28 protein-coding genes are annotated in these 26,278 nt (G+C 56.8%); 16 read left to right on the top strand and 12 right to left on the bottom strand.

Translation table 11 applies throughout. From position 1 onward, the window contains the following. Positions 1-137: 137 nt before the first annotated feature. From HUO14_RS10185 to HUO14_RS10175, 3 genes are all read left to right on the top strand, one after another. The gene (locus HUO14_RS10185; RefSeq protein ID WP_176279793.1) at positions 138-1,022 is read left to right on the top strand and encodes a mechanosensitive ion channel family protein; all 885 of its coding nucleotides are present in this window, start codon (positions 138-140) and stop codon (positions 1,020-1,022) included. 3 nt (positions 1,023-1,025) lie between these two features. Further along, the gene (locus HUO14_RS10180; RefSeq protein WP_176279792.1) at positions 1,026-1,724 is read left to right on the top strand and encodes a GNAT family N-acetyltransferase; all 699 of its coding nucleotides are present in this window, start codon (positions 1,026-1,028) and stop codon (positions 1,722-1,724) included. Between the two features lie 393 nt (positions 1,725-2,117). Beyond that, complete coding sequence (locus HUO14_RS10175) at positions 2,118-2,612, top strand: c-type cytochrome (protein WP_176279791.1); 495 nt, start codon at positions 2,118-2,120, stop codon at positions 2,610-2,612. Between the two features lie 23 nt (positions 2,613-2,635). Here the strand turns inward: HUO14_RS10175 and HUO14_RS10170 are convergent, their stop codons facing one another. After that, a complete protein-coding gene (locus HUO14_RS10170; protein ID WP_176279790.1) occupies positions 2,636-3,211 on the bottom strand; it encodes a DNA-3-methyladenine glycosylase I in 576 nt (191 codons plus the stop codon). Positions 3,212-3,248: 37 nt separating this feature from the next. Next, positions 3,249-4,574 (bottom strand): methyltransferase family protein, encoded by a 1,326-nt coding sequence (locus tag HUO14_RS10165; RefSeq protein ID WP_176279789.1) that lies wholly within the window; start codon positions 4,572-4,574, stop codon positions 3,249-3,251. Between the two features lie 152 nt (positions 4,575-4,726). Between HUO14_RS10165 and HUO14_RS10160 the strand changes: the two genes are divergently transcribed. Then, positions 4,727-5,893: a PQQ-dependent sugar dehydrogenase gene (locus HUO14_RS10160; RefSeq protein WP_176279788.1), complete on the top strand. Its 1,167-nt coding sequence runs from the start codon at positions 4,727-4,729 to the stop codon at positions 5,891-5,893. A gap of 18 nt (positions 5,894-5,911) precedes the next feature. Here the strand turns inward: HUO14_RS10160 and HUO14_RS16500 are convergent, their stop codons facing one another. Then, positions 5,912-6,778: a DUF1499 domain-containing protein gene (locus HUO14_RS16500; protein ID WP_176279787.1), complete on the bottom strand. Its 867-nt coding sequence runs from the start codon at positions 6,776-6,778 to the stop codon at positions 5,912-5,914. A gap of 130 nt (positions 6,779-6,908) precedes the next feature. On the opposite strand from HUO14_RS16500, the gene HUO14_RS10150 reads away from it, so the two are divergent. The 5 genes from HUO14_RS10150 (at position 6,909) to acs (ending at position 11,881) form a co-directional block, all read left to right on the top strand. Then, positions 6,909-7,421 (top strand): GNAT family N-acetyltransferase, encoded by a 513-nt coding sequence (locus tag HUO14_RS10150; RefSeq protein ID WP_176279786.1) that lies wholly within the window; start codon positions 6,909-6,911, stop codon positions 7,419-7,421. Positions 7,422-7,468: 47 nt separating this feature from the next. Further along, positions 7,469-8,029, top strand: coding sequence for a DUF1285 domain-containing protein (locus HUO14_RS10145; RefSeq protein WP_176279785.1), 561 nt, complete (start codon positions 7,469-7,471; stop codon positions 8,027-8,029). Beyond that, positions 8,026-8,625, top strand: coding sequence for a CoA pyrophosphatase (locus tag HUO14_RS10140; protein WP_176279784.1), 600 nt, complete (start codon positions 8,026-8,028; stop codon positions 8,623-8,625). Before HUO14_RS10145 ends, HUO14_RS10140 begins: the two co-directional genes overlap by 4 nt. Next, the gene (locus HUO14_RS10135) at positions 8,622-9,836 is read left to right on the top strand and encodes a CCA tRNA nucleotidyltransferase (protein WP_176279783.1); all 1,215 of its coding nucleotides are present in this window, start codon (positions 8,622-8,624) and stop codon (positions 9,834-9,836) included. Before HUO14_RS10140 ends, HUO14_RS10135 begins: the two co-directional genes overlap by 4 nt. Before the next feature lie 89 nt (positions 9,837-9,925). Continuing rightward, positions 9,926-11,881: an acetate--CoA ligase gene (acs, locus tag HUO14_RS10130; protein WP_176279782.1), complete on the top strand. Its 1,956-nt coding sequence runs from the start codon at positions 9,926-9,928 to the stop codon at positions 11,879-11,881. A gap of 93 nt (positions 11,882-11,974) precedes the next feature. Here acs and HUO14_RS10125 read toward each other — a convergent pair whose 3' ends face one another. Then, positions 11,975-12,652 (bottom strand): nitroreductase, encoded by a 678-nt coding sequence (locus HUO14_RS10125; RefSeq protein ID WP_176279781.1) that lies wholly within the window; start codon positions 12,650-12,652, stop codon positions 11,975-11,977. A gap of 136 nt (positions 12,653-12,788) precedes the next feature. Between HUO14_RS10125 and HUO14_RS10120 the strand changes: the two genes are divergently transcribed. Then, positions 12,789-12,968 (top strand): hypothetical protein, encoded by a 180-nt coding sequence (locus HUO14_RS10120; protein WP_176279780.1) that lies wholly within the window; start codon positions 12,789-12,791, stop codon positions 12,966-12,968. A 25-nt stretch (positions 12,969-12,993) separates the two neighbouring features. On the opposite strand, the gene HUO14_RS10115 is transcribed toward HUO14_RS10120, so the two are convergent. The 4 genes from HUO14_RS10115 to HUO14_RS10100 form a co-directional block, all read right to left on the bottom strand. After that, a complete protein-coding gene (locus HUO14_RS10115; protein ID WP_176279779.1) occupies positions 12,994-13,512 on the bottom strand; it encodes a zinc ribbon domain-containing protein in 519 nt (172 codons plus the stop codon). A 115-nt stretch (positions 13,513-13,627) separates the two neighbouring features. After that, positions 13,628-15,382, bottom strand: a complete 1,755-nt coding sequence (locus tag HUO14_RS10110) for a sodium:solute symporter family protein (RefSeq protein WP_176279778.1) — start codon at positions 15,380-15,382, stop codon at positions 13,628-13,630. A 9-nt stretch (positions 15,383-15,391) separates the two neighbouring features. Next, entirely contained in the window at positions 15,392-15,685 is a 294-nt protein-coding gene (locus HUO14_RS10105; protein ID WP_176279777.1) for a DUF4212 domain-containing protein, read from the bottom strand. A gap of 121 nt (positions 15,686-15,806) precedes the next feature. After that, on the bottom strand, positions 15,807-16,412 hold the full coding sequence (locus tag HUO14_RS10100) for a TetR/AcrR family transcriptional regulator (RefSeq protein ID WP_176279776.1): 606 nt from the start codon (positions 16,410-16,412) through the stop codon (positions 15,807-15,809). A gap of 141 nt (positions 16,413-16,553) precedes the next feature. Between HUO14_RS10100 and HUO14_RS10095 the strand changes: the two genes are divergently transcribed. Beyond that, positions 16,554-17,021 carry a hypothetical protein gene (locus tag HUO14_RS10095; protein WP_176279775.1) on the top strand — a complete coding sequence of 156 codons (468 nt, stop codon included), beginning with the start codon at positions 16,554-16,556 and terminating at the stop codon, positions 17,019-17,021. A 19-nt stretch (positions 17,022-17,040) separates the two neighbouring features. On the opposite strand, the gene HUO14_RS10090 is transcribed toward HUO14_RS10095, so the two are convergent. The 4 genes from HUO14_RS10090 to HUO14_RS10075 form a co-directional block, all read right to left on the bottom strand. After that, positions 17,041-17,214 (bottom strand): hypothetical protein, encoded by a 174-nt coding sequence (locus tag HUO14_RS10090; RefSeq protein WP_176279774.1) that lies wholly within the window; start codon positions 17,212-17,214, stop codon positions 17,041-17,043. A gap of 476 nt (positions 17,215-17,690) precedes the next feature. Then, positions 17,691-19,964, bottom strand: coding sequence for a DNA topoisomerase IV subunit A (parC, locus tag HUO14_RS10085; protein ID WP_176279773.1), 2,274 nt, complete (start codon positions 19,962-19,964; stop codon positions 17,691-17,693). Between the two features lie 85 nt (positions 19,965-20,049). Continuing rightward, on the bottom strand, positions 20,050-20,832 hold the full coding sequence (locus HUO14_RS10080) for a ceramidase domain-containing protein (protein WP_176279772.1): 783 nt from the start codon (positions 20,830-20,832) through the stop codon (positions 20,050-20,052). After that, positions 20,829-21,293, bottom strand: coding sequence for a hypothetical protein (locus tag HUO14_RS10075; RefSeq protein ID WP_176279771.1), 465 nt, complete (start codon positions 21,291-21,293; stop codon positions 20,829-20,831). The genes HUO14_RS10080 and HUO14_RS10075 overlap by 4 nt, the downstream gene beginning before the upstream one ends. A gap of 174 nt (positions 21,294-21,467) precedes the next feature. Between HUO14_RS10075 and purC the strand changes: the two genes are divergently transcribed. From purC to purQ, 5 genes are all read left to right on the top strand, one after another. Beyond that, positions 21,468-22,244, top strand: a complete 777-nt coding sequence (gene purC / locus HUO14_RS10070; protein ID WP_176279770.1) for a phosphoribosylaminoimidazolesuccinocarboxamide synthase — start codon at positions 21,468-21,470, stop codon at positions 22,242-22,244. 152 nt (positions 22,245-22,396) lie between these two features. Continuing rightward, positions 22,397-23,653: a transferrin-binding protein-like solute binding protein gene (locus tag HUO14_RS10065; protein WP_176279769.1), complete on the top strand. Its 1,257-nt coding sequence runs from the start codon at positions 22,397-22,399 to the stop codon at positions 23,651-23,653. A 9-nt stretch (positions 23,654-23,662) separates the two neighbouring features. Next, a complete protein-coding gene (locus HUO14_RS10060) occupies positions 23,663-25,057 on the top strand; it encodes a surface lipoprotein assembly modifier (protein ID WP_176279768.1) in 1,395 nt (464 codons plus the stop codon). Between the two features lie 117 nt (positions 25,058-25,174). Further along, positions 25,175-25,429: a phosphoribosylformylglycinamidine synthase subunit PurS gene (gene purS, locus HUO14_RS10055; protein ID WP_176279767.1), complete on the top strand. Its 255-nt coding sequence runs from the start codon at positions 25,175-25,177 to the stop codon at positions 25,427-25,429. Continuing rightward, complete coding sequence (gene purQ / locus HUO14_RS10050; RefSeq protein WP_176280173.1) at positions 25,429-26,085, top strand: phosphoribosylformylglycinamidine synthase subunit PurQ; 657 nt, start codon at positions 25,429-25,431, stop codon at positions 26,083-26,085. Before purS ends, purQ begins: the two co-directional genes overlap by 1 nt. Positions 26,086-26,278 lie beyond the last annotated feature (193 nt).

Raw genomic sequence — 26,278 nt, 5'->3', positions numbered from 1 at the left:
ATAGGCGCCCTGCCGCCGCGTTTTCCTTCACTCCGCGAGCAGTGATCCGGGCGATCGCTCCTGCCCTTTGTCACTGCTCGCCCCTCGCTCCAACATTCTGATATGCAACCAAATTCATCTTTGTGCGTTGGAGCGCAATGGATGAACAAGTCGACAAATCGCTAAACACCCTTGAAATATTGATCGCCCAGCTTCAGTCGATGTGGACTGGCATTGTCGGCCTGTTGCCGAGTCTGGTCATCGCAATCGCGTTCCTGATCTTCACTTGGCTCGTCGCAAAATTCGCCACCAAGATTTCCGACAAGATTACCGCAAAAACGTCCATGCGACCGTCGCTGCGCGAGCTGGTCGACACGCTGGTGAAAATTGGCATCTGGACGATTGGTCTGCTGATATCCCTGACCATCCTGCTACCGGACCTGACCCCGGGCAGTCTGGTTGCCGGGCTGGGCATCGGCACCGTCGCTATCGGATTTGCCTTTCAGGACATTTTCGAGAATTTTCTGGCCGGCATTCTGATCATGGCGCGCGAAAAGATGCGGATCGGCGATTATATCAAATGCGATGGTATCGAAGGGAAGGTCGAGCAGATATTGTTGCGCGAAACGCACATCAGGAAACCGTCCAACGAGTTGACGATCGTCCCCAACTCGATCCTGTTCAAGAATCCTGTCGAAATTCTGACCGACCAGCAGCAGCGGCGGCACGAAATTGTTGTCGGCGTTTCCTATGACACCGACCTCGAAGCGGCACGAACAGTGATCAGCGATGCGGTCAAGTCCACCGATATCGTCGATAGCGCCAAGCCGATTGATATATTGGCCTGCGAGTTTAACTCCAGTTCTGTGGATTTCAAATTACGCTGGTGGTCCGGCTCCGCCCAGCGCGACATGCACGAAAGCCGCGATGTGGTGATCCGTTCGGTAAAACGCGCGCTGGATGATGCCGGCATAGAGATTCCTTTCCCCTACATGACCCACACGTTCAAGGAATCACTGGCAATAGCTTCAACCGAGGATTGATTGATGATGATTGTTCAAAAACCGGTCGAGTTTGGGACCAATCCCCGCGTCCCATATGCTATGCAGGGCGAGATGAAGGATGAACCGATGACCGATCCAGCTTCGTTCCAGAATCAGGTACAATCGGTCGACGTCAAACTCGACAATGGCACCCGTGTCTGTCTGCGGCGGGTTCGCCATTCGGACATGGACCAGATCGAAAAAGGCATCAGCCAGATGTCCGACCAGAGCCGCTATTTGCGGTTCTTTTCCGGATCCAAGACCTTACCGCCATCGGTCATCGAGAAACTGGCAAGTGTCGACGGGATCCACCATCTCGCCTGGGGCGTGGTCAATATGAGCGACAAGGAACGAACGCCAATTGCGGCCGCGCATGTTTTTCGCGAAACCCCGACCGATGAAAATGGCGAATTCGCGATCACCGTATTGGATCAATATCATGGCCAGGGCGTGGCGCGGATTTTGATGATGACCGTCTTTATTGACTGTTATTGTGAAGGATTGAGACATTTGCGGGTCGATATCCTGCGCAGCAACAAAAAGGCTTATGGCCTGATGCGGTCGATCGGCGCGAAGCCCTGCTCGCTCGAAGGGCCAGTCGCCGAATATGATATCATCGTAGCGGATGCTGTTGCCGCACTCCAGAATATGGAAAAGCCGACGGCGCTTTCAGATATTACAGCCGCTTTTTCAGCCGGTTGACCGGCAAATTTTGGCGTGCACGCTCATCGCCAGAAAAAATCATTCTGCATGGAGCCAATTCATCGCCGCCGTGTTGAACACAGTAATCCTTGGGCGATGTTCGATTTCACCTTCGACCCAAAGGTTTGCGCCGGAAAACGGAACCTTGATCAAATAGCCCCCCTATGCACATCAACGTTCACGTTTTCCGGCCCTTTACCAGAACATATATGTTTCCGAATTTTGGAATGGTTCTGCATGTCTGCGGCGCATCATCATGATGGTCTGAATATTGCACGCATCCGGCGGCGAAATTTACGAACCGCCGTCAAAGGATTCTTTGATTTGATATCCATCTGCGGTAAGCGATCCGCATATTGAATATATGATCAGATCGAGGGATTGGGATAGAATATGGCCAGCATGAAGACGGTAACTGCAATAGTCGCTTTGTTGGTTTTGACAGCAGGCTGCTCGGAAAGTAGCTCGGAAACCGAAGCGTCAGCATCTGGCACGACTGAAGCCGCACCGCCGCCAGTCGAAGCAGGCGCACCAGCCCCTGATGACGTGGCAACACTGGACGGCGTGGACTTTGCCAGCCTGAACGGTGATGCAGCGTCGGGCAAATCTGCCTTCGCCCAATGCCGTACCTGCCACGTCGTCGATCCCGGAATGAACCGCGTCGGCCCATCGCTGGCGGGCATTGTCGGCCGGCCAGCCGGAACGGTTGCGGGCTTCAAATATACCCAGGCCAATGCCGAAAGCGGGATTACCTGGACCGAAGCCAAACTGAATCAGTTTCTCGAAAAGCCCCATCGGGTAATCCCGAAGACAAAGATGATTTTCGCCGGCATTCCGGACGCGCAAAAACGCGCGGACATGATTGCCTATCTCAAAAATCCGAGCTGACCGAAACCGGCAGCAAGCGAGGTTCAGGCTTTCCAGCACCCGGCGAGATGGTCATCGGTCATCCCGATCGCTTGCATATAGGCATAGATGATCGTGCTGCCGACGAAGCTCATCCCGCGCTTCTTCAATGTCTTGGAGATGGCGTCGCTGATCGGTGAGGTGCTCGCCATATCGGCGAAACGGGCCGGTCGGTTGACGGGAGGCGCGCCATCGAGATGGCCCCAGAGCCAGACATCGAAACTGCCGAATTCTCGCTGGATATCGAGAAAGGCCAGTGCATTCTTGCGGACCGAATAAATCTTGAGCCGATTGCGAATAATGCCGACATCGTCCCTCAGCAGCTCCAGCTCCTCATCGCCCATTGCGGCGCAACGCTCGACATCAAAACCGTGAAAGGCGCGGCGATAGCCGTCACGCTTGCGCAGCACCGTCTCCCAGCTCAGGCCAGCCTGCGCGCCTTCCAGAATCAGATTTTCAAACAATAGCCGATCATCGTGAACGGGCACGCCCCATTCCTCGTCATGATATTCGCCATAAAATTCCTTGCCCGGCTGTCCGCCGAAACACCGGTGCTTTCCGTCTGAGCCAGCTATCGTCATGCAGGCAAATTAGCGGCTTCGACTGACCCTGACAATTTTATTCAGCGGGCTGGATTTCCGGTGCGCGGCCCTGATCCGGTGTCCACCAGCCGACCCTGCGCTTGATGGCATTGAGCAGCCGCGGGATCGGCGCGTTGCGGTCCATCCATTCCGCATAATCCTTATAGGCGGGATCAGAGAGCAAATGCTTTTCTTCGGTCTTGGCGCGCCAGTAATAGACCGCGCTGACCACCGCCATCAGCACCGTGTTTCGGACAAAGTCGGTGAAACTGCCGGAGGTCACCAGAAACGGCATGGTCGCCAGCCACCAATAGGCATTTTTCGCGACATAGGCGGGATGCTTGGTCCAGCTATAGGGTCCGTGGGTCAATATCCCGCGATGGGTGAGATTGGAAAAGCGCAGACCGAAAGCGACTGTCGCCCAGGCATAGAGGGCGGTGAGCAGGGTCAACAGGCCGCCCCAGATCCAGAGGATCGTCGACTGGCCGTCCAGCCAATAGGCCCAGTCGGCGGTGTTGACATGATAGTTGAGCGGTCCGTTATCGCCCATCAATATGAACGGCGGATAGCACATCAGTGCGGCTACCCAGCCTGCGAGATAGGGGTTGGCAGTGCGGATATGGGCATCGAGCGATTTCATCGTCAGCAAATAGCCCACCGTGGCAAACTGGACGTCGACGACGAACATCGCAATGATCAGCCAGCGTGCAATCGCCACCGGATCGCCCGCGAGTTCATTGATATCTAGCCGGACAAGATCACCAAATCCGCCAGGTACGATCGAGATCATGAAGGCAAGGAAGAAGCCCTTCACTGCCCAGCCGCGCAGATGATGGAAAATCTGCTCGCGATCAAATTCATTCTGCCGTCCGGTCAGAAACTGGCCAAAATGCCAGGCTCCATCCCGCGGCTCGATGAAATAGCGGTCCATGAGCAAAACGTAGGGGATCGACAGGATGAATAGCCAGGGCGCCGCGAACTCCAGCATCTGCATCGAGAACTGATATTGCCCGGTCCAATACCAGCGGCCGACCGCATAAACGGTCGCGATAATGCCCCATGTTGCCCAGAGGCCGGTCAGTTTCACCAGACTGATGTCAAATATCTCTTTGAACGATTTCGGATTCTGCCAGTCGATCCCGGTGGAGGGCCGCAGATGGACCTTGTCCTTGAGCAGCGACCAGATCACCATCGGCAATCCGCAAGCGACACAGGCAGTGAGCGCGGAATAGGGGCCGTCCAGACCATATTGCCGGGCTATCAATATCCAGGATGCCAGCCCGATCAGCCCGGCCACACCGACGCCATGGGATACCGCCGACTGGGGGCGCGGGTCAGCGCTTCTGGATTTTCGTCCGAACATGCGGCTGCTTTAACCAAAAATGGTAAGCAAGCCGTGAACGACCGGAAACTAAGGCATTTATCTAGGTTTTGCCTAGGAATATCCTGCGGCATGCCCTATATTCGCTGATAGTGGTCGATGGGAATGATTTGATGATAAAACACGGGAAACTCATGAAAGATACTGGCCTTTCGCTCTCCATCGCAATCCTGATGGTCGCTTGCACAAACGGTGAGAATGCACAGGCGACAGCCGGTGCTTCAGAAGAAGCTCAGAGCCTCAGTGATATATCCCCGATCGACCGCAAACCGTTCGAGACCTTGGAAATCGCCAGTTTTGACGAGCCTTGGGCGATGACGTTCCTGCCCGATGGCCGGATGCTGGTCAGCGAAAAGGCGGGCAAATTGCAGCTCGTTGATGGCAAGGGACAGAAAACCGAAATCAGCGGCGTTCCCGAAGTCGCCTATGGAGGCCAGGGCGGCTTCGGCGATGTCGTACTCGCCCCCGATTATGCGACCAGCCAGATGGTCTATCTGAGTTGGGTCGAAGCGGGAGAAAAGGATAAGCGCGGAGCCGTCGTCGGTCGTGCAAAGCTGGATCTGTCCGGTCAGAAACCGGCGCTGAAGAATCTGACGACCATCTGGACCCAGAAACCGAAGGTGACCGGCGGCGGGCATTATTCCCACCGTATCGCCTTTTCCCCCGATGGCGAATATCTGTTCATCGGATCGGGTGATCGGCAAAAATTCGACCCGGCGCAGGATATGGCGTCCAACCTCGGCAAGATCGTAAGGCTTCATCCCGACGGCACTGTCCCGAAGGACAACCCCTTTATCGACAAGGAAGGCGCGCTTCCCGAAATCTGGTCGCTTGGTCATCGCAATATACTCGGCCTGGCCTTCGACAGCGAAGGCCAGCTGTGGAACCAGGAAATGGGGCCACGCGATGGCGACGAGCTGAATCTGGTTCGCCGCGGCGCCAATTATGGCTATCCGATCGTATCGGAAGGCAATCATTATGACGGAAAAAAAATCCCCAACCACAGCACGCGGCCGGAATTCGAAGCACCAAAAGTGGCTTGGGTACCGACGATCGCACCCGGCGGACTGATCTTTTATTCCGGCAAGCTATTCCCTGCGTGGCAAGGCAGCGCGTTTCTCGGCGGCCTCGCCAGCCAGTCCCTGATCCGCGTCAGTTTCGATGGCGACACTGCCAAGGAAGCCGATCGTTTCATCATGGACAACCGCATCCGCGAGGTTGAACAGGGACCCGACGGCGCAATCTATATTCTCGAAGACGGCGAAAACGGACGGATGCTCAAGCTGACCCCGACCAAATAGAGATTTCCCGCAGGAGACCTATTCCGAAGCAGTCGATGTCGTTCCCGACAAGTCGCTGAGAAACTGGCGGACCCGTTTGGCATTGGCACCGATGTCGTGCACCCCGACACGGCTGACCGAACGCATGTCGATGATGCTGGCGGCACCATTTTCTGCTGCACGAGCCCGAATAACGACATCATCCTTGAATCGGAACAGCGAGATCGTATCGGTTGCTTCGAGATGGCCCGCTGCGGGATCAATGCTGACAATTTCCCAGCCGCGATCTTCCGCCAGCCGCCGGGCTTTCTCGATCACCACAGATACAGGCTGGTCAATGCGGACCGAGCGGATGTCGGGATAGGCGTCCTGATGCACCGTCGCCCAGCGCTGGCGCGGGTTCATCCCGCGCATGTCGCTGTCATCCGCGCCCGGGATATTGTCCCAATTGTCGGCGCGCAGGGTGAGCGCGGTAAATTCCGGAGGGTCGGCAAGATCGGTTGTGATGTCATGAATGGCGGGCAACGTGGCGATCGCCACAACATAGGGTATCCAGAAGGCCAGAAAGCCGAGCGTTGCAACCATTCCCAGCCCCAGCAGAGGCCAGCGCGTCTTGTGCCCCTTGCGCCGGTTCAGCACGATGAAGATGATCGCCAGAAGCAGCGTGAGAACGGCGACCAGCATGATCCACGGTATCGCGCCCAGACCGGCCTGCCAGCCCCAGAATCCAAAGCCGCTGCCAGCGGCAGCAATCAGAAACGAGAGAGGCGCGCCCAAGCCGAGCACGAGGATCAGCCAGCCCTTGGGATCCCGGCGCAATGAGCCAAGCTTGCCCGGTGTTGCCGCACCGGTGGCAGCTGGCGTTTCGCCCTTCGATGGTTTTACTGGCTCATTCTGGTCCGACACGCACAAACTCCCCTTATCAGATCCATCTTTTAGCTGGCGCTACGCAATCATGCAATTGCAACCTATGCGGCTCGACATTTACCTCAAAGCGGGGTAGCGCGCGCTTTTCCTGAAAGACGAGACCCACGAATTGGCCAGCATCATTCCTCTCGCGGAAATCGACCCGCAACTTGTCGAGGCCCTGTTAGACTCCGCCTTTGGCACCGACCGGCATGACCGGACCGCCTATAAGCTGCGCGACGGCATGGACATGCTCGAAGGTCTGTCGCTGGCGGCTGTCGATCAGGAAAAGCACGAATTGCTCGGATCGATCCAGTGCTGGCCGATTGCCCTGACCGATGAAGAAGGCCGGAAACACCCGATGATCATGGTCGGACCGGTAGCGGTCTATCCCGATTTTCAACGCGAGGGCATTGGCCGCATGATGATGGCGGCGCTGCTCAAGGAAATTCATGCCGATGACCCGCTGCCGCTGGTGATGATTGGCGATCCGGAATATTATGGCCGCTTCTTCGATTTTACGGCGGAAGGCACCGGCGGATGGACGCTGCCCGGGCCTTGGGAGCCATCGCGGCTGTTGGTCCGCAGCAACGCCAAAAATGCCTTGCCGGAAACCGGCAAGCTCGGGCCCTGGACAAGATAGCGCGTCTAAAGCTTTACAGAAATGGCGCCGGGCAATAGGCATTTTCCATGCCCTATACGCCGCCCCCCGAACTAACTTCGCTATCCATCGCAGAAATTGCGGAAATGGCAGAAGCGCAAAAGCTGCCCCCGGTCGATCAATGGGACCCCCAGGAGACCGGCGACAGCGAGATGCGGATTACCGCCGACGGCACCTGGTATCATCAGGGCGACCCGATCAAACGCCCCGCCATGGTGCGCGCCTTTTCCAGCATTTTGCGACGGGAAGCAGATGGCAGCTTCGCATTGGTCACGCCTTATCAAAAGCTGAGCATCATCGTCGATGATGCACCATTTGTCGCGGTGGAACTGGAAAGCCACGGCAGCGGTCCGGACCGGACGCTGGCATTTCGGCTCAACACCGATCATCTGATAGTGGCCAATGCCGATCATCCTCTGCGCTTTGGCGCGGACAAGCCGCAACCCTATTTGCAAGTACGGAACGGGCTCGAGGCGGTACTGGCCCGGCCGGTCTATTACCAGCTTGCCGAACTGGCGCTGGACGACGCCGCCGATCCGATGGGCATCTGGTCCGCCGGAACCTTCTTCCCGATCGAGGGACAATCATGACCCTGCGTGACCGGCTGGAAAAGGCCCTCGTCAAAGGCCATGCAAGTGATCTCGACCATCTTCTGTATAACGAACGCGATCATATCGATGATCCAAAGGTTTTGCGCGATGCCGCGGTCCTGATTGCAGTCACCGACCGACCCGATCCCGGCGTGATTTTTGTTCAGCGCCCCCAGCATATGCGCAGCCACCCCGGGCAAGTCGCCTTTCCCGGCGGCAAGATTGATCCGGGCGACCGCGATTCGATTGATGCGGCGTTACGCGAGGCGCACGAGGAAGTTGCTCTCGACCGAAGCCAGGTCGATATCATTGGCTTGACCGACAGTTTCCAGTCCGGCAGCGGCTTCAACATTCAACCGGTGCTGAGTGTCATTCCGCCCGACCTGCCCTTTGTTGCCGATCCGGGCGAGGTTGAAAGCTGGTTTGAAGCGCCGCTTGATTTCCTGCTCGACCCGAAAAACCGCAAAATCCATGAAGGAACATGGAATGGCCGCAAGCGGCATTATTACGAAATCTACTGGCAGGAATATCGCATCTGGGGAATTACCGCGGGGATTTTGAACAATCTCGGGAAAAGGCTAGGCTGGGAAGCATGACATTACCACCGGCAGACTGGATGGAAAGAAGAGGCCTCGCGGCGCTGGTCGCGGCGCTCGATGGCAAGGCGCGCTTTGTCGGGGGAGCCGTCCGGGACACGTTGCTTGGACTCGAGGTCAAGGATGTGGACATCGCCACGCCCTTGCTGCCCGAGGATGTGATGGAGCGGCTGACCGCAGCATCGATCAAGGTCGTGCCGACCGGCATCGCTCACGGCACCATAACCGCCGTACTGCCCGACGGGCCGGTCGAGATCACGACTCTTCGCCGTGATGTTTCGACCGACGGGCGACGGGCAACCGTGGCGTTCAGCGATGACTGGAAGGAAGACGCCGCGCGCCGTGATTTCACGATCAACGCCCTTTCCGCCGATCCGCAGACGCTGGAGCTGTTCGACTATTTCGGTGGCCTGGACGACCTGAAGAGACTGCAAATCCGTTTCATCGGCTCTCCTGCGGAACGGATCGCCGAAGATCATCTGCGGATCATGCGCTATTTCCGCTTTCAGGCGCGCTTTGGAAAACAGCAGGTGGATGAAAAGGCTTATGCGGCCTGCACCGCCGCTGCAGCGAAGCTTGAAATGCTTTCCCGCGAACGGATTGCCGACGAGCTGCTGAAACTGCTGCAAACCGAGGATCCGCGATCAGCGCTGCGCCAGATGATAGACGCGGGAATCATGTCGCATATTGTCGACCGGATCGACGAGGATTCGGCGACGGTGCTGAACCGCATCGTGCAGCGCGAACAGCGGCTGCATCTGGCACCGACTGCAATCCGGCGACTGGTGGCGCTGCTGCCGAAGGATTCGGACACGGCCATCGCCATTGCCAGGAGCCTGAATCTATCCAGAAAACAGCAAAGAGCCATCGGCGAGCGGCTCGTGCCCGGTCCTGCCGACAATATGCCCGCGCCGGACGCGGAGCTGACCGACATCCGCGCCTTTGCCTATCGCACCAATATAGACGCAGCCCGGGATGTGGCGCTGCTATACGCCCCTGACGATGCCCTGCCGGACATGCTGGCGCGGCTCGCCGACTGGCAACCGCCGGTCTTCCCGCTGACGGGCGGCCATCTGATCGACCAGGGATTGAGGCCCGGCCCTGTGGTTGCCAAAACCCTGGCCAAAATCGAGGCAGCGTGGATCGCCCAGGGGTTTCCGGACGAACAATGGGTCCGGGAATTTGTAGCCGATCTGAAACTTGCCGGGTGAATACGAACCGGAACACCGGTCGTGATGATATTGATATTTGCGACGGAAAAACTATTCCGGAACAGCGCAAAAACAGGAGAGAATAGAAAATGACGGATGAGCCAGTAAAAAAGGATCTGGTCGCGTTGATCGCGTCGCCGCGCAACGGTGAGGCCACTCATTGCACTGCGGCTGACTATGACCGTCTCTATCAGGAAAGCATCAGCGATCCGGACAGCTTCTGGGCCCGTCAGGCCGAGCGTCTCGACTGGCAGACCATGCCGACGAAAATTTCCAATGCCTCCTTCGATCCGGTCTCGATCAAATGGTATGAAGACGGCGTAATGAACATCTGTCACAACGCGGTCGACCGCCATGTCGCCGCCGGCAAGGGCGATGTCACGGCGCTGATTTTCGAACCCGATGACCCGCAATCGCCCGGCCGCACGATCAGCTATGCCGAGTTGCAGGCCGAAGTGATCAAAATGGCAAATTGCCTCAAGAAACTGGGCGTCGGCAAAGGCGACCGGGTGACCATCTACATGCCGATGATTCCCGAAGGCGCAATCGCCATGCTCGCCTGCGCCCGCATCGGTGCGATCCACAGCGTGGTGTTCGGAGGCTTCTCCCCCGACGCACTGGCCGGCAGAATCGAGGATTGCGACAGCAAGTTCGTGATCTGTGCGGACGGCGGATTGCGCGGCGGCAAACCGGTGCCGCTTAAGGCCAATGTCGATGCGGCACTGGAAAAGGTGGCGGTCGATGCGGTGCTGGTGATCAATCATACCGATACCGACGTGGAAATGACCGCCGGTCGCGACCACTGGTATCATGAAATTTCGGCCGATGTATCCGCCGATTGCCCTTGCGAGCCGATGAACGCCGAGGACCCCCTTTTCATTCTCTACACGTCGGGATCGACCGGCAAGCCCAAGGGCGTATTGCACACCACCGGCGGCTACGCGGTCTGGGTGGCGACCACCTTCCACTATGTCTTCGATTATCAGCCCGGCGAGGTTTTCTGGTGCTCGGCCGATATCGGCTGGGTCACCGGCCACAGCTATATCGTCTATGGGCCGCTGATCAACGGCGCGACCGAGATCATGTTCGAGGGCATTCCCAACTATCCGGATTTCAGCCGTTTCTGGGAAGTGGTCGAAAAGCACAAGGTCAATATCTTTTACACAGCTCCTACCGCCATCCGCGCGCTGATGCGCGAAGGCGACGGCCCTGTGAAGGCTCACGACCGCTCGTCGATCCGCCTGCTCGGCACCGTCGGCGAACCGATCAATCCGGAAGCCTGGCGCTGGTATTATGATGTGGTTGGCGACGGCAAGTCACCGATCATCGATACCTGGTGGCAGACCGAAACGGGCGGCATCATGATCACCACCCTGCCCGGCGCCCATGGCATGAAACCGGGCAGCGCCGGCAAGCCTTTTTTCGGCGTTCAGCCGCAGCTGGTCGACGGCGACGGCAAAATTCTGGAAGGCGCGACCGACGGCAATCTGTGCATTACAGCCAGCTGGCCGGGACAGGCGCGCAGCGTCTATGGCGACCATGAACGGTTCGTCCAGACCTATTTCAGCACTTATAAGGGCAAATATTTCACCGGTGACGGCTGCAAGCGCGATGCCGATGACTATTACTGGATCACCGGCCGGGTCGATGATGTGATCAACGTTTCGGGCCACCGCATGGGCACGGCAGAGGTCGAAAGCGCTCTGGTCTCGCACCCTAAGGTCGCCGAGGCGGCGGTGGTCGGCTATCCCCACGATATCAAGGGACAGGGCATCTATTGCTATGTCACGCTCAACGCCGGCGAGGAGCATTCAGACGAACTGGTCGCCGAACTGCGCGTCCATGTCCGCAAGGAAATCGGCCCGATCGCCACCCCCGACCATCTGCATCTGACACCCGCGCTGCCCAAGACCCGCAGCGGCAAGATCATGCGCCGGATCCTGCGCAAGATCGCCGAGAATGACCATGGCGCGCTGGGTGACACCTCGACACTCGCCGATCCGTCGGTGGTCGATGCTCTGGTCGAAGGGCGTTTGAACAGATAGCCGCATAACAGAGCTCCGCACCCGATGCGGAGCTCTGGCGGCAAAGATTGCTGCTGGTGGCACAGGGATCCGCATCAGGTGCGGAGTACAAACCTACCCCCCAAAGCCGACAAACACAGCCGCCTCGTCCACGGACTTGCGCGTCGACACAACCGCATTGGCGGGAAAGCTCTCGTCCGGCCAGCCCAGCGCGATGCTCTTCATGATCACCTGATCATCGGCAATCCCGGCATGTTCGCGGACCACCGGCGACTGCATGATGCCCTGGCTGTTGATCACCGTGCCCAGCCCGCGCGACCAGGCAGCGTTGACCAGCGCCGTTGCCACCGCGCCGCAGTCAAACGGTGTGTCATCGCTGCCGTCAACCGCGCGATCATAAGTGATGATCACGCAAACCGGCGCGTCGAACTGGCGAAAGCCGCGCATGACCCAGTCCTGCCGCGCTTCCTTGTCATCGCGCTCGATCCCCATGGCCGAGAAAAGCTGCTTTGCAACCCCAATCTGCCGTTCGCGGTGTTCACCCGCGAAAGCCTCTCCCTGGCGGAACTCGCGCGACTGCGGGACACCGGCCAGCATCCGTTCGGTATTGCCCGCGCGAATTTTCTCCAGCGGTTCGCCGGTGATCACGTAAAAATTATAGGGCTGCGTATTCATCGACGAAGGGGCGCGCATCGCCAGTCCGAGAATTTCCTCGATCAGCTCTTTTGCGACCGGTTCGGCTTTGTAACCGCGAATGCTGCGGCGCCCGAGAACAACTTCGTCAAACTTCATGAATAGCTCCAATTGATAATGTTTGTCGCTGGCTAGCGGACAAATGGATATATGCAAACCCCGCTTGAACGAGCGGAGCGCCAGCTTTGGCGATATTGGGGGTGCATAGCGGGAATAATCTGTTAGGCCCAAACCCATGAAAGAACATTTTGAACGCCACAAGCAGGCATGGACCAGCGAAGAAATCCAGAAGCTTCACGCCTTTGCGAAAAAGGGAATGACGCTGAAGGCAATCTCGAAAGCGCTGACCCGCAGCGAGGAATCGATCAAGACAAGGGCGAAGCAGGACAAGCTGACGATCGCCAAGAAGCGGTAGCGCTGCAGCGCAACCGGCTGGGTCGTCAGTGCCGCTCGCTTTCGCCCTCATATTCCTCGATATGCTGCAAGTAATAGCGAGCGCTGACGACTTTTATCATCAGATATTCTCCGACAATCATGATGAACCAGTCGGCTGTGATTGCGGCAAGGATTGCAGCAAAAATGCCGATGAAAAAACCTGCAATTCCTGCCTGGGCGATGGCCAGTCCGAGCGTGCCGAGCAACACAAGCGCCGACAGGAATGTCGCGACGACCGGCAGCATTGCCTTGCACCAGAACAGGTGCGGGAAGTCCCGATCAGAATCGATCGCGCCAGTTTTCGCGATCTTGCGTAGTTCATGCGCTGCCAGATTGGCGGTCTTTATTGGCATCGTGAATATCGAGCGGATGAGGATCAGGCCACCTGATGCAAGCCCTGGTTCGCGGACATTGTCGCTTTCCGGTGGCGGTCCGGGTTCCGCGTCGGTTTGCAACGCTGCACCGCAATTGGCGCAATAGGTATCTCCCGCTCGAACTTCAGTGCCGCATGATGCGCAGATCATCGATTACCCCCTTTAGCGCCCTTCGCGCTCGCTTATCACAAAGTTGGACCCATTCCACAAGCACGTTCGCCGGGCTTCCGTGAGAACGGCATTTGCACCCGTAGCGGCAACACGCTTAGCCGCGCGGTACCCGGATCTTGTCGACCAGCCAGCCAATCTCCTTTGGCGGCGCGCTGGTAAACCGTGCCACCGCAATCGCCACCGCGAAATTCAGCAGCATCCCGATCACGCCAATGCCCTCGGGGGAGATGCCGAACAGCCAGTTGGCCGCGACATTGCTTTCCGGCGACCAGAGCTTGAACCAGCCGATATAGAGGAAGGTGAAGCTCAGCCCCGTCACCATCCCGGCAATCGCGCCCTCGCGGTTCATCCGCTTGGAGAAAATCCCCATAAAGATCGCCGGGAACAAAGACGCGGCGGCCAGGCCAAAGGCAAAGGCCACCACCTGCGCGACCCAGCCGGGCGGATAGATGCCGAGATAACCGGCAACGACAATCGCCGCGGTGGCCGCAATCCGGGCCGCCAGCAATTCGCCCTTCTCGGTAATCTGCGGCCGGAAGGTGCTCTTCAGCAAATCATGGCTGATCGACGAGCTGATCACCAGCAACAGCCCCGCCGCCGTTGACAGCGCCGCCGCCAATCCTCCGGCTGCAACCAGCGCGATCACCCAGCCGGGCAGATTGGCAATCTCCGGATTGGCCAGCACCATGATATCGCGGTCGACATAGACTTCGTTAGCATTGTCATCTGCCGCAGCATTGGCGACGACCCGCTCGCCGCTGGCGCCGGTGTCCGCGGCAAATTCCGGCGCGCCCTCGAACGGATCGCCCTTGCCCAGCTGCATCTTGCCGTCGCCATTCTTGTCGCGCCAGGCGATCAGGTCGTTGCTCTCCCAATTCTTGAACCATTCGGGAGCGTGCGCATATTCCACATTGTTGACGCTATCGATGAAATTGAGCCGGGCAAAGGCTCCGACAGCCGGTGCGGTCGTGTAGAGCAGCGCGATGAATACCAGCGCCCACCCCGCCGACTTGCGCGCGTCCGATGCCTTGGGCACGGTGAAAAAGCGCACGATCACATGCGGCAGGCCTGCCGTGCCGACCATCAGCGCAGCGGTGATGCAGAAGACGTCTATCATCGACTTGCTGCCGTCGGTATAAGCACCGAAGCCCATGTCCTGCAGCACCAGATCGAGTTTCTGGAGCACATAGAGCCCGGAACCGTCATTGACCGTCGAGCCCAACCCCAGTTGCGGTACCGGATTGCCGGTGATCAGGAAGCTGATGAAGAAGGCGGGTACCATATAGGCGAAGATCAGCACGCAATATTGCGCGACCTGCGTATAGGTGATGCCCTTCATCCCCCCGAGCACCGCATAGATGAACACGATACCCATGCCGATGATCACGCCCAGATTGATCGGCACGTCGAGGAAGCGGGAAAAGACGATCCCGACCCCGCGCATCTGACCGGCGATGTAGGTGAAGCTGATGAAGATCAGGCAGATGACTGCGACCACCCGGGCCGCCTTGGAATAATAGCGCGTACCGATAAAGTCGGGGACCGTATATTGGCCGAATTTCTTGAGATAGGGTGCGAGCAGCAGGGCCAGCATCACATAGCCGCCGGTCCAGCCCATCAGATAGACCGAGCCGTCATAGCCCGAAAAGGCGATGATCCCGGCCATCGAGATGAAACTCGCCGCCGACATCCAGTCGGCTGCGGTTGCCATGCCGTTGACCACCGGATTGACCCCGCCACCGGCGACGTAGAATTCCTTGGTCGAACCGGCGCGCGACGCAATCGCAATCCCGATATAAAGCGCGAATGACAGGCCGACGAACAGATAAATTAGGGTCTGGGTTGTCATCTGCCGCGCTCAATCATCAAGATCATATTGACGCTCGATCCGTTTCATCCGGACATTGTAGATGATGATCAACAGGATGAAGAAATAGATCGCACCCTGCTGGGCGAACCAGAAACCGAGCGGATAACCGCCAATGGCAAATTGATCGAGAAAATCGCGAAAGAGGATACCGGCGCCAAAGGAAACGAGGAACCAGATACTCATCAGCGTACAGAGCAGCCGGATATTCTGAGACCAATAAGCCTTTTCCGTGACGCTGGTTTCCGCGTCCTTGTCTGGTGTATCCAGACTGGTTTCGGACATGCTGGCCTCCCTTGCTGCAGCTACCGCAGACTAAGGCTCGGGGAGGATAAAGCAATCAGCTTTTGCAGGAATGGCCAGGGCGGTCCGGACGGACCGGACCATTTGATCGCCCTGTTCAGATCTAATTTGTGACATCTTTCCCGGCTGAGGCAACAATTCTGGAACGCAGCAGGCCTGTCGCTTGATCGTATAATTCCGCATTCTGATGGGCCCGAGCCATCAATTGGGCGCCGTCAACCAGAGCAAGACAGGCGTTTGCCTCTTCTACGGGATCGCCGATATTTCTTATGCTGCCGTCCTGCCGGCCAAGCTCGAATGTCTGGGAAAGCCAGTCGATATTGACTTGATGAAATAATAGCAGATCATCGACGATTTTTGCCTGCAGGCTCTGCTGGTCAATATTGAGCGCGACCGACAGACAGATTGATTCTCCTTCCTCGATCAGACTTCTCGTTTCCAGAAGATATTTCATCAAACGATCGCCAGCCCGATTTTCAGTGGCCGCGGCATCGTCGAGAAAAGAAAATATCTGATCGGAGAACCGTCTGACTAACGCCGTGATCAGATCCGACTTCGAAGAAAAATGATAGTAGATGCTGGATTTCTGTATCCCAACTTCACCCGCGACTTCATCGAGACTGAATCCGTTATACCCTCTTTTACGCACAGCATCTTCCGCCGCGTTCATAATTGCCGTCTTTGTTGTTATCGTTGTCACATCTGCCATAGTTCGCACATAGCACCTCTATCCCCTTCTCTACAATGGCATTTTTTCTCAGGCATTCGCGTATATTGGCGTTCAACGAAGTTGACTACCGAGCGTTCGGTTGGTAGAGCTTTTTGAAGTGATTATGCGACGGGAGTATATATGCGTCAGCACAAGAATTTGGTCGCCAGCGACACCAATACTGGCCAGCCAATCGACAGCCCCCTCCAGCGGATTCAATTCCGGACCCCGACATTTGCAAAAGACCCGAGACGCGACGTAGACATCTCCAGAACCGCGGAACTATTGTTGAAAAGCCGGGTAATAAGATCAGAACAATTCCGGGCCATTATGTCCGATATTGACGATATTTCCTGGCACATTCTAGTCGGCCTGGCCGCCGCCAAAAGCTCGGGAACACCCGTCACCGCGCATGGCCTTGCAATCACGCACAACATGGCGCTCAGCACTATGGCCCGATATGTCGATTATCTGGCCAATCTGGGACTCGTGGCTAAATCACAAGAACCGCAAGACGAAGGACAGGTGGTGCTGAAGCTGACTGCATATGGCGATGCCCAGACCAGCAATGCTCTTAGAAACATCGGGCGCGAGCTCGCCGAGTTCTGAACTCGCTGGATTGTGAATGCTAGGCCGCTTTTATCGACCCGCCGGCCCGTTCAACTTCCGCCATCTGACAAAGTTCCAATATCGCAATATCGACATGGATTGCCGCGATATTGGCATCGATAGAATCGAGCTGCGCCAAAATCTGCTCGAGCCGATCGATCCATTCGCACAAGGTCTCTTTATCTCTGCTCATCGGTTTAGAAAATTCTTCCTGTCATACGTGGAGCGCCGAAATCAGACGCGATCTAGATGACGAATTTTTTTCATCAAGTCAACTATTTCCAAATAGCGCGTCACAATCAAGACGAGGTTCGGCATTTTTGCGTCGGCTCCAATAAAGAATCAGTGAATGTCAGGGCTATCAACATATTTTTTCCCAAATCATCATCTACAAGATTAGTAAAATACTCACTTTCGGCCAGAAAACGGGTCTTTTGACAGAGAAGCGCCAACCTCGAAGAAATCCGTATCAAGTGAGCATGACAATGTTAGCAGTATCAGAACAGTTATGCAGATTGTAAAAAAGCAATTCACTCGAAATTTTGCGAACCAATCGGCCTATTCATCGCAGACTTCAAAGCTTTTTCAAGCCATTCGCACCAAATCTCGGAATATCTGCACGTTGACATCTTCCTGATTGGGTCTGGGAAAATGACATCTTGTCTGGCGTCAGTCAAACTTGCCATTCTTGGGGAAACCGGTAGGCGGCAATCGTCCGGCCGCCCCGCGCGCAACCCGCCACATGGTCAGGTCGTTCTCGGTCCTGGTGCGGCCGGTTTCGCCGCCCATCGCCCAGCTCAGGCCGTCCTCGTCATTGAACACAGTCGCATCCGAGAGGCCGCCATCCTTGTAGCGCTGCAACATGACGCCTTGCCCCTTGGCCATTTCCGGCATTTCGCTGAGCGAGAAGACAACCAGCTTGCGGTTTTCGCCTATCGCCGCGACGCGGTTTGCGCCTTCCGGGATTTTGCGCACAACCAACAGTCGCGCATCCCCTTTAAGGTTCACGACCTGACGTCCCTTCTTGGTTTCTGCAACCACATCGGAAATATTGCAGACGAATCCGCGTCCCCAGCTGGAAGCGATCAGGAGCTTCCCCTTCATGTCCGCAACCATCAACGTCATCGGCTCGGCATTGGCGTCGAGATCGACCATTGAGCCGACCGGCTCACCAAAGCCGCGCGCACCCGGCAGCTTGTCCGCGCCAAGAGTATAGAAGCGTCCGTTATCGCAGCACATCAGCAACTTGTCGGTGGTCTGCGCGTGGAAGGCATATTTCGGACCGTCGCCCTCCTTGAACTTGAAACCGTCCGGTGCGGAGAGATCGGCATGACCCTTCATTGCCTTGATCCAGCCGCGCTGCGACATGATCACGGTGACCGGTTCCTTTTCGATAAAGGCTTCGAGCGATATTTCGCGTGCCGGCGCCGCTTCGATCAGCATTGTACGCCGGGCGCCCAATGCCGTGTCCTCGGCATAGAGCTTCCGGAGATCAGCGAGGTCCTTCTTGAGCTTTGTCTTTTGTCGCGCAGGACTTTCGATCAGCTTCTCAAGGCCTTCGCGTTCTTCGAGCAGCTTATCCAGCTCGCTGCGCAATTCCATCTCTTCAAGCTTGCGCAACGACCGCAGCCGCATGTTGAGGATCGCCTCCGCCTGACGGTCGGTGAGCTTGAACTCTTCCATCAACATCGGCTTGGGCTCGTCAAAATTACGAATAATCTCGATCACCCGGTCGAGATTGAGATAGGCGACGATATAGCCCTCGAGCAGCTCCAGCCGGGCATCGATCTTGTCGAGCCGGTGCTGCGAACGGCGGACCAGCACTTCGATCTGATGGACGATCCAGTGCTTCAGCACTTCGCTGATGCCCATCACCTTCGGAACCCGGTCCTTGTCGAGCACATTCATGTTGAGCGAGAAGCGGTTTTCCAGATCGGACATCCGGAACAGCGCGTTCATCAGATCATCGGGATCGACCGCCCGGCTTTTCGGTTCCAATATGATCCGCACATGCTCGTCGGATTCGTCACGGATATCGGCAAGAATCGGCAATTTCTTGTCAGCGATGATCTGGGCAATCTGCTCGATCAGCTTGCCCTTTTGCACCTGATAGGGAATCTCGGTAACGACAATCTGCCACGCACCCCGCCCCTCGGCGTCTTCCTTCTCCCATTTGCAGCGCACCCGCATAGCGCCGCGCCCGCTCTCATAGGCGGCATCGATCACCGATTTGGGATCGACCAGCGTCCCGCCGGTTGCAAGGTCCGGTCCCTTGATGATCTCCATGATCTCGGCATGTTCGGCCTTGGGAGAATCGATCAGCAGCGTAGCCGCATCGATGATCTCGTGGACATTGTGCGATGGAATGCTGGTCGCCATACCGACCGCAATACCGCTCGCGCCATTGGCCAGCAGATTGGGGAAGAGCCCCGGCATGACCTCGGGCTCTTCGTCTTCGCCGTTATAGGTGGGCTTGAAATCAACCGTGCCTTCGTCAAGCCCGTGCATCAGCTCGATCGCGGTGCGGGTCAGCCGGGCTTCCGTGTAACGGTAGGCCGCGGCATTATCGCCATCGATATTGCCGAAATTCCCCTGACCATCCACCAGCGGATAGCGCAGCGAGAAGGTCTGGGCGAGGCGGACCATCGCGTCATAGACCGACTGGTCGCCATGCGGGTGATATTTACCGATGACATCACCGACCACACGGGCGCATTTCTTGTAACCCTGTGACGGGTCAAGCTTGAGCAAACGCATTGCCCACAAGAGCCGCCGATGCACGGGCTTCAGCCCGTCGCGCAGATCCGGCAGCGACCGCGCGGTGATCGTCGACATCGCGTAAATCAGGTAGCGTTCGGACAGCGCCGCATCAAAGGGGGCCTCGACTATCGCGTCAAATTCATCTTCGGGAGCCGCTTCGGGCGCATCGGTTACATCACTCATGCGACGAGCGATAGCAGGGTGGATTCAGGGTTGGTAGGGGGAAATTTGTGGAATGACGAAGGAACAGGATCCCTCGGCAACGATTCTACGTCACGCGCCGCTCGCTGCGATAATAGAGAAACGCGAACCACAAGGCGACCGCACCGAGAAGGTGCCAGACCCCATGGCCCTGCAACAGGCTCTCGGGGCTGCAAAGCTGGCCGCGCTGGTCCAGATTCCAGATCGTGAAGGCAACAATATTCGCGACAAGTCCGGCAAGATAATAGCCGGTCCGGACATTCGGTCGCAGCGGTCTGGCAAATCCGAGCTCCAGGATGATTGCGGCCAGCAAAATAACCGCGAAGAGCCAGCGGCGAACTTCGGGCACTGCATAGAGGATAGCCACAAGAACGACGCAAATCAGGACATAGTATAGCATTGCCCGCCGATCATCGATGCCCTGCCATTTCGCGAGCGCATAGATCAGAAAGAATCCGCTGACCAGATACATGCCCAGCACATCGAAAAACTGCCCCCACAAGGTGAGCGTTGCGTGAAGCAGGACCGATCCGATGCCGGTAATGATTGCAGCGACACCCAATGCGCTGGCCGCAAGCGGAGACAAGGCCGACATCCAGCCCCGAGACCAGGCTAGCAACATCATCAGGAAACCGACGAAGACAAAGCCGAACGAAGAAAGGCTATTGGAAGGCTGCAATAGCGTTGCACCGGTTCTGGGCATCTCGCAAAAGCATCTGGTTTCGGTGCAGGTTGCTGCGGCAAAACGCGACCAGTCGGGACCCAGAAGCATGAGCAATGCAATTGTTCCCGCCGCCGGCACCGCTGTAAGCACCAGCGCGATAAACAGCTTTGCGGATATGCCGGTCAACGCTGCAGCCACTCTCCCGGCAAATCCAGGCCTTCCCGCTCATTGTCCCAGATGATGCCCATGATCCACCAGCGACCACTCGGCTTCCCATCCTCTCCCATATCATCATTCCAGAGATGGATCATGTTCACGCCGCGGAACTGGATTGCGGGATGATCAGGCGTCTCGCGGGCTTCATAGCTGGAATAGACATGGGCAACCTGCCCGAAAACATCGACCTTGCGTCCGATTTCGATCTCGTAAAAGGATTTGCCTTCCAGCAACGGGATCGTCGCCTCGACAAATTCATCAAAGCTGAACGGATAGGCGACCGGCTTGCCATTCTCGATCCTGGTACGGACAAGCACGCAGCGCGGATGATAGATTTCCCGGTCCCGCTCCCAGTCCTGCCCGCCCGGTGGTCCGGATATGCAGTCATAAAGCGTGTCCAGAACTTCATTGATAGTATCATATTTGGCCATAGCGTTGGCAATCCTTCCGTTCACCGGGTTAACCATCATGAAACGGGATTGATTGCGCCGCAAGCGGGTTTCGCATATAGGAAGGCTCGGTTGCCCCGATCCGTTCAATCAGCCATGATTCGAACAATCGGGGCATGATTTTTTGTCGCTCTCTTCGCGAAGTGGAAACCAGCAATGTCCCGTCGTCGCCAAATTTACGAAGGCAAGGCCAAAATTCTTTATGAAGGCCCGGAGCCCGGCACCATAATTCAGTATTTCAAGGACGATGCGACCGCTTTCAACGCCGAGAAAAAAGGCACGATCAACGGCAAGGGCGTGATCAACAACCGGATCAGCGAGCATATTTTCACCCTGCTCGGCCATATCGGCATCCCCAGCCACTTCATCCGCCGCCTCAACATGCGCGAACAGCTCGTCAAACAGGTCGAGATCGTTCCGATCGAAGTGATCGTCCGCAACGTTGCTGCCGGATCTCTTTCCAAGCGTCTCGGCATCGAAGAAGGCACACCGCTCCCGCACACATTGCTGGAATATTGCTACAAGGATGACGCGCTGGGCGATCCGCTGGTCGCGGAAGAACATATCGCCTGCTTCGGCTGGGCGAGCCAGGAAGAGATGCAGGATATTTCTGCCATGGCCATCCGGATCAACGACTTCATGGCCGGCATGTTTGCCGGGATCGGGATCAAGCTGGTCGATTTCAAGCTCGAATTCGGACGGGTTTTCGAAGGTGATTTCTCGCGGATCATTCTGGCCGACGAAATCAGCCCCGACGGTTGCAGACTGTGGGATATCAAGACCAATGAAAAGCTCGACAAGGACCGGTTCCGTCGCGATCTTGGCGGCGAAGCCGAAGCCTATCAGGAAGTTGCCCGTCGACTGGGCCTGTTCCCGGAAGGCGAAAGCGAAGTGCTCGACCTCAATAGTGAACGAAAGAAGCGCGGAAAGTAACCATAGTTTTTGGGGCCGTGGTTAGGTGATCATGCGATTAACCCCGTCAGGGGGCGGGCATATCCCGTGAATATCGCTTATGGTTTACGCGAATTTAACCATTGAAATGATAGCACCGCCCTCATGTGGAACTCATGTGAGGAATATTTCCGATGCGCTTACTAATTTTGCTCGCCACGACAACGATGCTCGCCGCTTGCGGTGGAGCCGGACCTCAATCGGTCGGCAGCACTGCGCCTCCAACCGGGGGCGGCACAGGCGGCGGCGGAACAGGGGGCGGGACCGGAGGCGGAACGGCCCACACATTTGTCGACCCGACCGAACCTAAAACCTATACGGCCGTTGGCGCTTCTCACAGCTATAACTACAGGGTGGACTCGCCCAGTGATCCCGGCGCAGGTCAGACTGGTCAATTATATCAGGGCGATGCCACGACGGTTCGCAACAGCGCCTTGACCATTGCCTATAATCCGCGCGACGCGATTTTCGACGTGACCTTCACCAATCCGTTGGCAGGAACGTCCGCCGTGAGCCGCTTTCAGGACCCCTTGCACCGCACTGATTTCGGAGGGATCGTCGAACCTCAAATCGGCACACCCAACCTGGGATCGGCCCAATTCGGGGTTCAGGGTATCAACTATCTGGAATCCGGGTCCGCCAATAATGTGACAACCCCTGTGCCGGGCGAATTTGTTTTCGGTCTTGTAGACCCTGGTCAGCCCGGAACCTACGAGGGGACGACATTTTTCTACCAGACGCCCGGAACAGAGACCGACTACGTGTCTTTTGCCGGATATTTGCGGAACAGGGCGACCGTCAACAATATCACAATTGATAATGCCGACGGATCGACGACGGAATATATCGAACAGAATAGTCAGTTCGAACGGGGAGCCTTCGCTTTTGGTCAGCTTACCGCGAGCGACAATGTGCCAACGACAGGGACAGGAACGTTCGAGGGCACGATGCTTGCGTCGATGGTGTTCAACGACCAGCCCGATACCATTGGCAATTTCGATACCTATTTCCAGTGGATCGCAGGCCGCGCAACCACCAATGTAGATTTCGGCGCCAATACATTCTCGCTATCGCTAGACGGCACGGTCGGAGCGCCTTTGTTTGACGGCACGAGCCGTCAGCACACTATTCTCCAGAACGCCCAGTTCCGCGCCAACGGCGCAGGCGATATCAATCTGGTATCCGCCGGAGGCTTCTTCGGGCAGTTTAACGAAGCATGGTTCGTCAATCCGGGCGGTGCCCGTCTCGACATGGTGATTGCTGGCTCAAGCATTGACGGTGCCTTTTATGGCCCCAATGCAGCAGAACTGGGTGGCGGCTACCGGATTGTTGGTGGCACACCTGACGAGAGAATCGATATTCTGGGAACGTTTGTCGGCAAGAAACCTTAAAGGCTAGCCATGTCCCGTTCCGCCAAATTGGTCAAAGCCACAGTTGCGTCTTTCGTTCTCGCGACGGCATCGAGTGCGGCAACAGCCGGCTCGACAACAGACATCGCCGCTGTTGTTCAGCCTTCCTGCGACGATGCTGGCCAATGCCATGTTCGGGTAACGCCCCAGCAGCTTCTGGCCAAAGCCGAAGCCCTGATCCATGCCAAGCAATATCAGGCAGCTCTGCCGATGGTCGAGGCTTTGGGACAAGTTCCCGAAATGCAGATACAACAGCGATTTCTGGCTGGCTACATCGCTATCGAGACCGGCGATACCGACGGAGCGATCACAAAGTTCCGCTCGATTCTGGACGAAAACCCGGGACAGACCCGTGTTCGTCTGGAACTCGCGAGAGCCTATCTGATGACTGGCAAGGAGGCCAGCGCGGACTATCATTTCCGGCTCGCCCAGAATGACGAAAACCTGCCGGATGAAATCGCGCGGACTATTCGCAATACCCGCAGTATCTTGCGCGACCAGCGGGTCTGGCGCTTCAGTTTCGACTTCGGCTTTGCCCCGGATACCAATATCAACGGCGCCACCAGCGCCGAAACCATCGATATCAACTTCGGCCCGATCAAACTCCCTCTGCAGCTGGACGAAAACGCACGCGAACGTTCCGGCGTCGGCCAGACAGCTGGGTTTTCCGGCGGCGTTCGCGTGAAAGCCAGTGATCGTGTAGCCCTGTTGTTCGATGCCGACAGCAAAATCATCAATTATAACGGCAAGGAAGCCGACGATATTGTTGTTCAGGTCGCTGCTGGCCCTGAGCTTCGCGTCGCTCGCTATGCCAGCCTTTCGCTGCAGGCAGTCGGTCTTCAGCGCTGGTATGGCGGTAGATTGGCCACTCGGGAATATGGCGGTCGGATCGGCTACCAACAGGCACTGAATGAAGGACAGCGACTGGGATTTGAATTGGATGCTCGCCGGACAGAATCGCAGCTCAGCAACGCCTATAGCGGCTGGCAACTCGGCGCGAATGTCACATATGAGCAGCTAATCGGAAAATCCCTGATTGCGTCTGCCAGTATCTTCGCGAGGCGCGATCTGCTCAACGAAGCCGGGTTCTCGAGTTTCAACTATGGCATGAATCTGGGCATCGGTGGTGAATTGCCTCTCGGCCTGAATGCAGGTGTCTCAGCCAGCATCAGTCGTTCCGAATTTGATGCACCATTACTCCTCTATTCGACAGAAAACCGGGACGACTGGAGAAGCTTCGGACGCGCCTATATCGGCAGCCGCAAAATCAAATTCCTCGGTTTCTCTCCCTCGATAGACTATAATTATTCACGGGTGGACAGCAATTACGACCTCTACGAAATGAACCGCCACCGGGTGAATTTCAAATTGGCCCGCTATTTCTGAGGTCAATCGCCGCAATTCATCGCGCGACCTTTCCATTTTGCTTTCTTGCTCTTGCCCCTGCTAATCTTGCCGCTATAGCAAGGCGATATTGGCGGCGGAACAACGCGAGGACGACGGATGAAAGTCAGAATATTTGTAACGCTGAAAGATGGCGTATTGGATCCTCAGGGAAAAGCCATCCATCATGCGCTCGAAAGTCTCGATTTCTCGGGCGTCAATGATGTTCGCGCCGGCAAGTTGATCGAACTTGACGTTGATGCGTCGGTCAGCCGCGCAGACATCGAGAAGATGTGCGACAAGCTGCTCGCCAATACCGTAATCGAAAATTACGAGATCGAGATTGCGGATGCGGCGCAGGGGACGATGGGCTGATGCAATCTGCGGTGATCGTCTTTCCCGGCTCGAATTGTGACCGCGACATGGCCGTCGCCCTGGAAACGGTTTCGGGCAACAAGCCTCATATGGTCTGGCACGGTGACAGCGAACTTCCTTCTGGGCTGGATCTGATCACAATTCCAGGTGGCTTTTCTTATGGCGATTATCTGCGATCCGGGGCGATGGCATCCCGATCAAACATCATCAATTCTGTCGTTGAAGCAGCGCAGCGCGGGGTCAAGATCCTGGGCGTGTGCAACGGGTTCCAGATCCTCACCGAGATCGGACTGTTGCCCGGAGCGCTGATGAGAAACAGCAACATCAATTTTATTTGCAGGGATGCTGAACTCGACGTTAGCAACTGCAATACTATATTCACGTCGCGCTACACGCAAAACACACCCATATCGGTTCCGGTTGCCCATCATGACGGCAATTTCTTCGCCGATGCCAACACGTTGGATGAGTTGGAGAGTCGCAACCAGGTCGTGTTTCGCTATAGAAACGATATCAACGGCTCCTCGCGGAATATTGCCGGTATCATCAACGAAGCAGGCAATGTCCTAGGCATGATGCCGCACCCGGAGCGCGCCATCGACGGCAAGCACGGCGGGACTGATGGACTGCCGCTGTTCGAAAGCCTGCTTGGCTAGACCCAAGAACTTCGCGCAGAATTTTGACGGTTAAGCGGGAAGCCGCGATCGCACAGGTCTTGTTCCGACAGGCGAGAGCTGCGGACAAGGTTCGCACATTTTATCGGTCAATATACCAAGGATAAGCCTTGATCCTGACCATCAGAAAATCCGCAACTCTATTCTAGCGGCTGTAGGACGAAAAAGCCCTCGT

Origin of the sequence: Parasphingorhabdus flavimaris (genome assembly GCF_013371215.1) — a bacterium.
GTDB classification, from domain to species: domain Bacteria; phylum Pseudomonadota; class Alphaproteobacteria; order Sphingomonadales; family Sphingomonadaceae; genus Parasphingorhabdus; species Parasphingorhabdus flavimaris.
This window is presented reverse-complemented; position numbering and strand designations above follow the sequence as displayed.

Coding starts and splice junctions, on each gene's coding strand:
- HUO14_RS10140 (WP_176279784.1), top strand. CDS start 8,026: ATGACCCTGCGTGACCGGCTGGAAAAGGCCCTCGTCAAAGGCCATGCA.
- HUO14_RS10065 (WP_176279769.1), top strand. CDS start 22,397: ATGCGCTTACTAATTTTGCTCGCCACGACAACGATGCTCGCCGCTTGC.
- HUO14_RS10090 (WP_176279774.1), bottom strand. CDS start 17,214: ATGAGCAGAGATAAAGAGACCTTGTGCGAATGGATCGATCGGCTCGAG.
- HUO14_RS10185 (WP_176279793.1), top strand. CDS start 138: ATGGATGAACAAGTCGACAAATCGCTAAACACCCTTGAAATATTGATC.
- HUO14_RS10120 (WP_176279780.1), top strand. CDS start 12,789: ATGAAAGAACATTTTGAACGCCACAAGCAGGCATGGACCAGCGAAGAA.
- HUO14_RS10060 (WP_176279768.1), top strand. CDS start 23,663: ATGTCCCGTTCCGCCAAATTGGTCAAAGCCACAGTTGCGTCTTTCGTT.
- HUO14_RS10165 (WP_176279789.1), bottom strand. CDS start 4,574: ATGTTCGGACGAAAATCCAGAAGCGCTGACCCGCGCCCCCAGTCGGCG.
- HUO14_RS10105 (WP_176279777.1), bottom strand. CDS start 15,685: ATGTCCGAAACCAGTCTGGATACACCAGACAAGGACGCGGAAACCAGC.
- HUO14_RS10135 (WP_176279783.1), top strand. CDS start 8,622: ATGACATTACCACCGGCAGACTGGATGGAAAGAAGAGGCCTCGCGGCG.
- HUO14_RS10095 (WP_176279775.1), top strand. CDS start 16,554: ATGCGTCAGCACAAGAATTTGGTCGCCAGCGACACCAATACTGGCCAG.
- HUO14_RS10125 (WP_176279781.1), bottom strand. CDS start 12,652: ATGAAGTTTGACGAAGTTGTTCTCGGGCGCCGCAGCATTCGCGGTTAC.
- HUO14_RS10100 (WP_176279776.1), bottom strand. CDS start 16,412: ATGGCAGATGTGACAACGATAACAACAAAGACGGCAATTATGAACGCG.
- HUO14_RS10145 (WP_176279785.1), top strand. CDS start 7,469: ATGCCCTATACGCCGCCCCCCGAACTAACTTCGCTATCCATCGCAGAA.
- HUO14_RS10175 (WP_176279791.1), top strand. CDS start 2,118: ATGGCCAGCATGAAGACGGTAACTGCAATAGTCGCTTTGTTGGTTTTG.
- purS (WP_176279767.1), top strand. CDS start 25,175: ATGAAAGTCAGAATATTTGTAACGCTGAAAGATGGCGTATTGGATCCT.
- acs (WP_176279782.1), top strand. CDS start 9,926: ATGACGGATGAGCCAGTAAAAAAGGATCTGGTCGCGTTGATCGCGTCG.
- HUO14_RS10075 (WP_176279771.1), bottom strand. CDS start 21,293: ATGGCCAAATATGATACTATCAATGAAGTTCTGGACACGCTTTATGAC.
- HUO14_RS10160 (WP_176279788.1), top strand. CDS start 4,727: ATGAAAGATACTGGCCTTTCGCTCTCCATCGCAATCCTGATGGTCGCT.
- HUO14_RS10115 (WP_176279779.1), bottom strand. CDS start 13,512: ATGATCTGCGCATCATGCGGCACTGAAGTTCGAGCGGGAGATACCTAT.
- purQ (WP_176280173.1), top strand. CDS start 25,429: ATGCAATCTGCGGTGATCGTCTTTCCCGGCTCGAATTGTGACCGCGAC.
- purC (WP_176279770.1), top strand. CDS start 21,468: ATGTCCCGTCGTCGCCAAATTTACGAAGGCAAGGCCAAAATTCTTTAT.
- parC (WP_176279773.1), bottom strand. CDS start 19,964: ATGAGTGATGTAACCGATGCGCCCGAAGCGGCTCCCGAAGATGAATTT.
- HUO14_RS10180 (WP_176279792.1), top strand. CDS start 1,026: ATGATGATTGTTCAAAAACCGGTCGAGTTTGGGACCAATCCCCGCGTC.
- HUO14_RS10170 (WP_176279790.1), bottom strand. CDS start 3,211: ATGACGATAGCTGGCTCAGACGGAAAGCACCGGTGTTTCGGCGGACAG.
- HUO14_RS10110 (WP_176279778.1), bottom strand. CDS start 15,382: ATGACAACCCAGACCCTAATTTATCTGTTCGTCGGCCTGTCATTCGCG.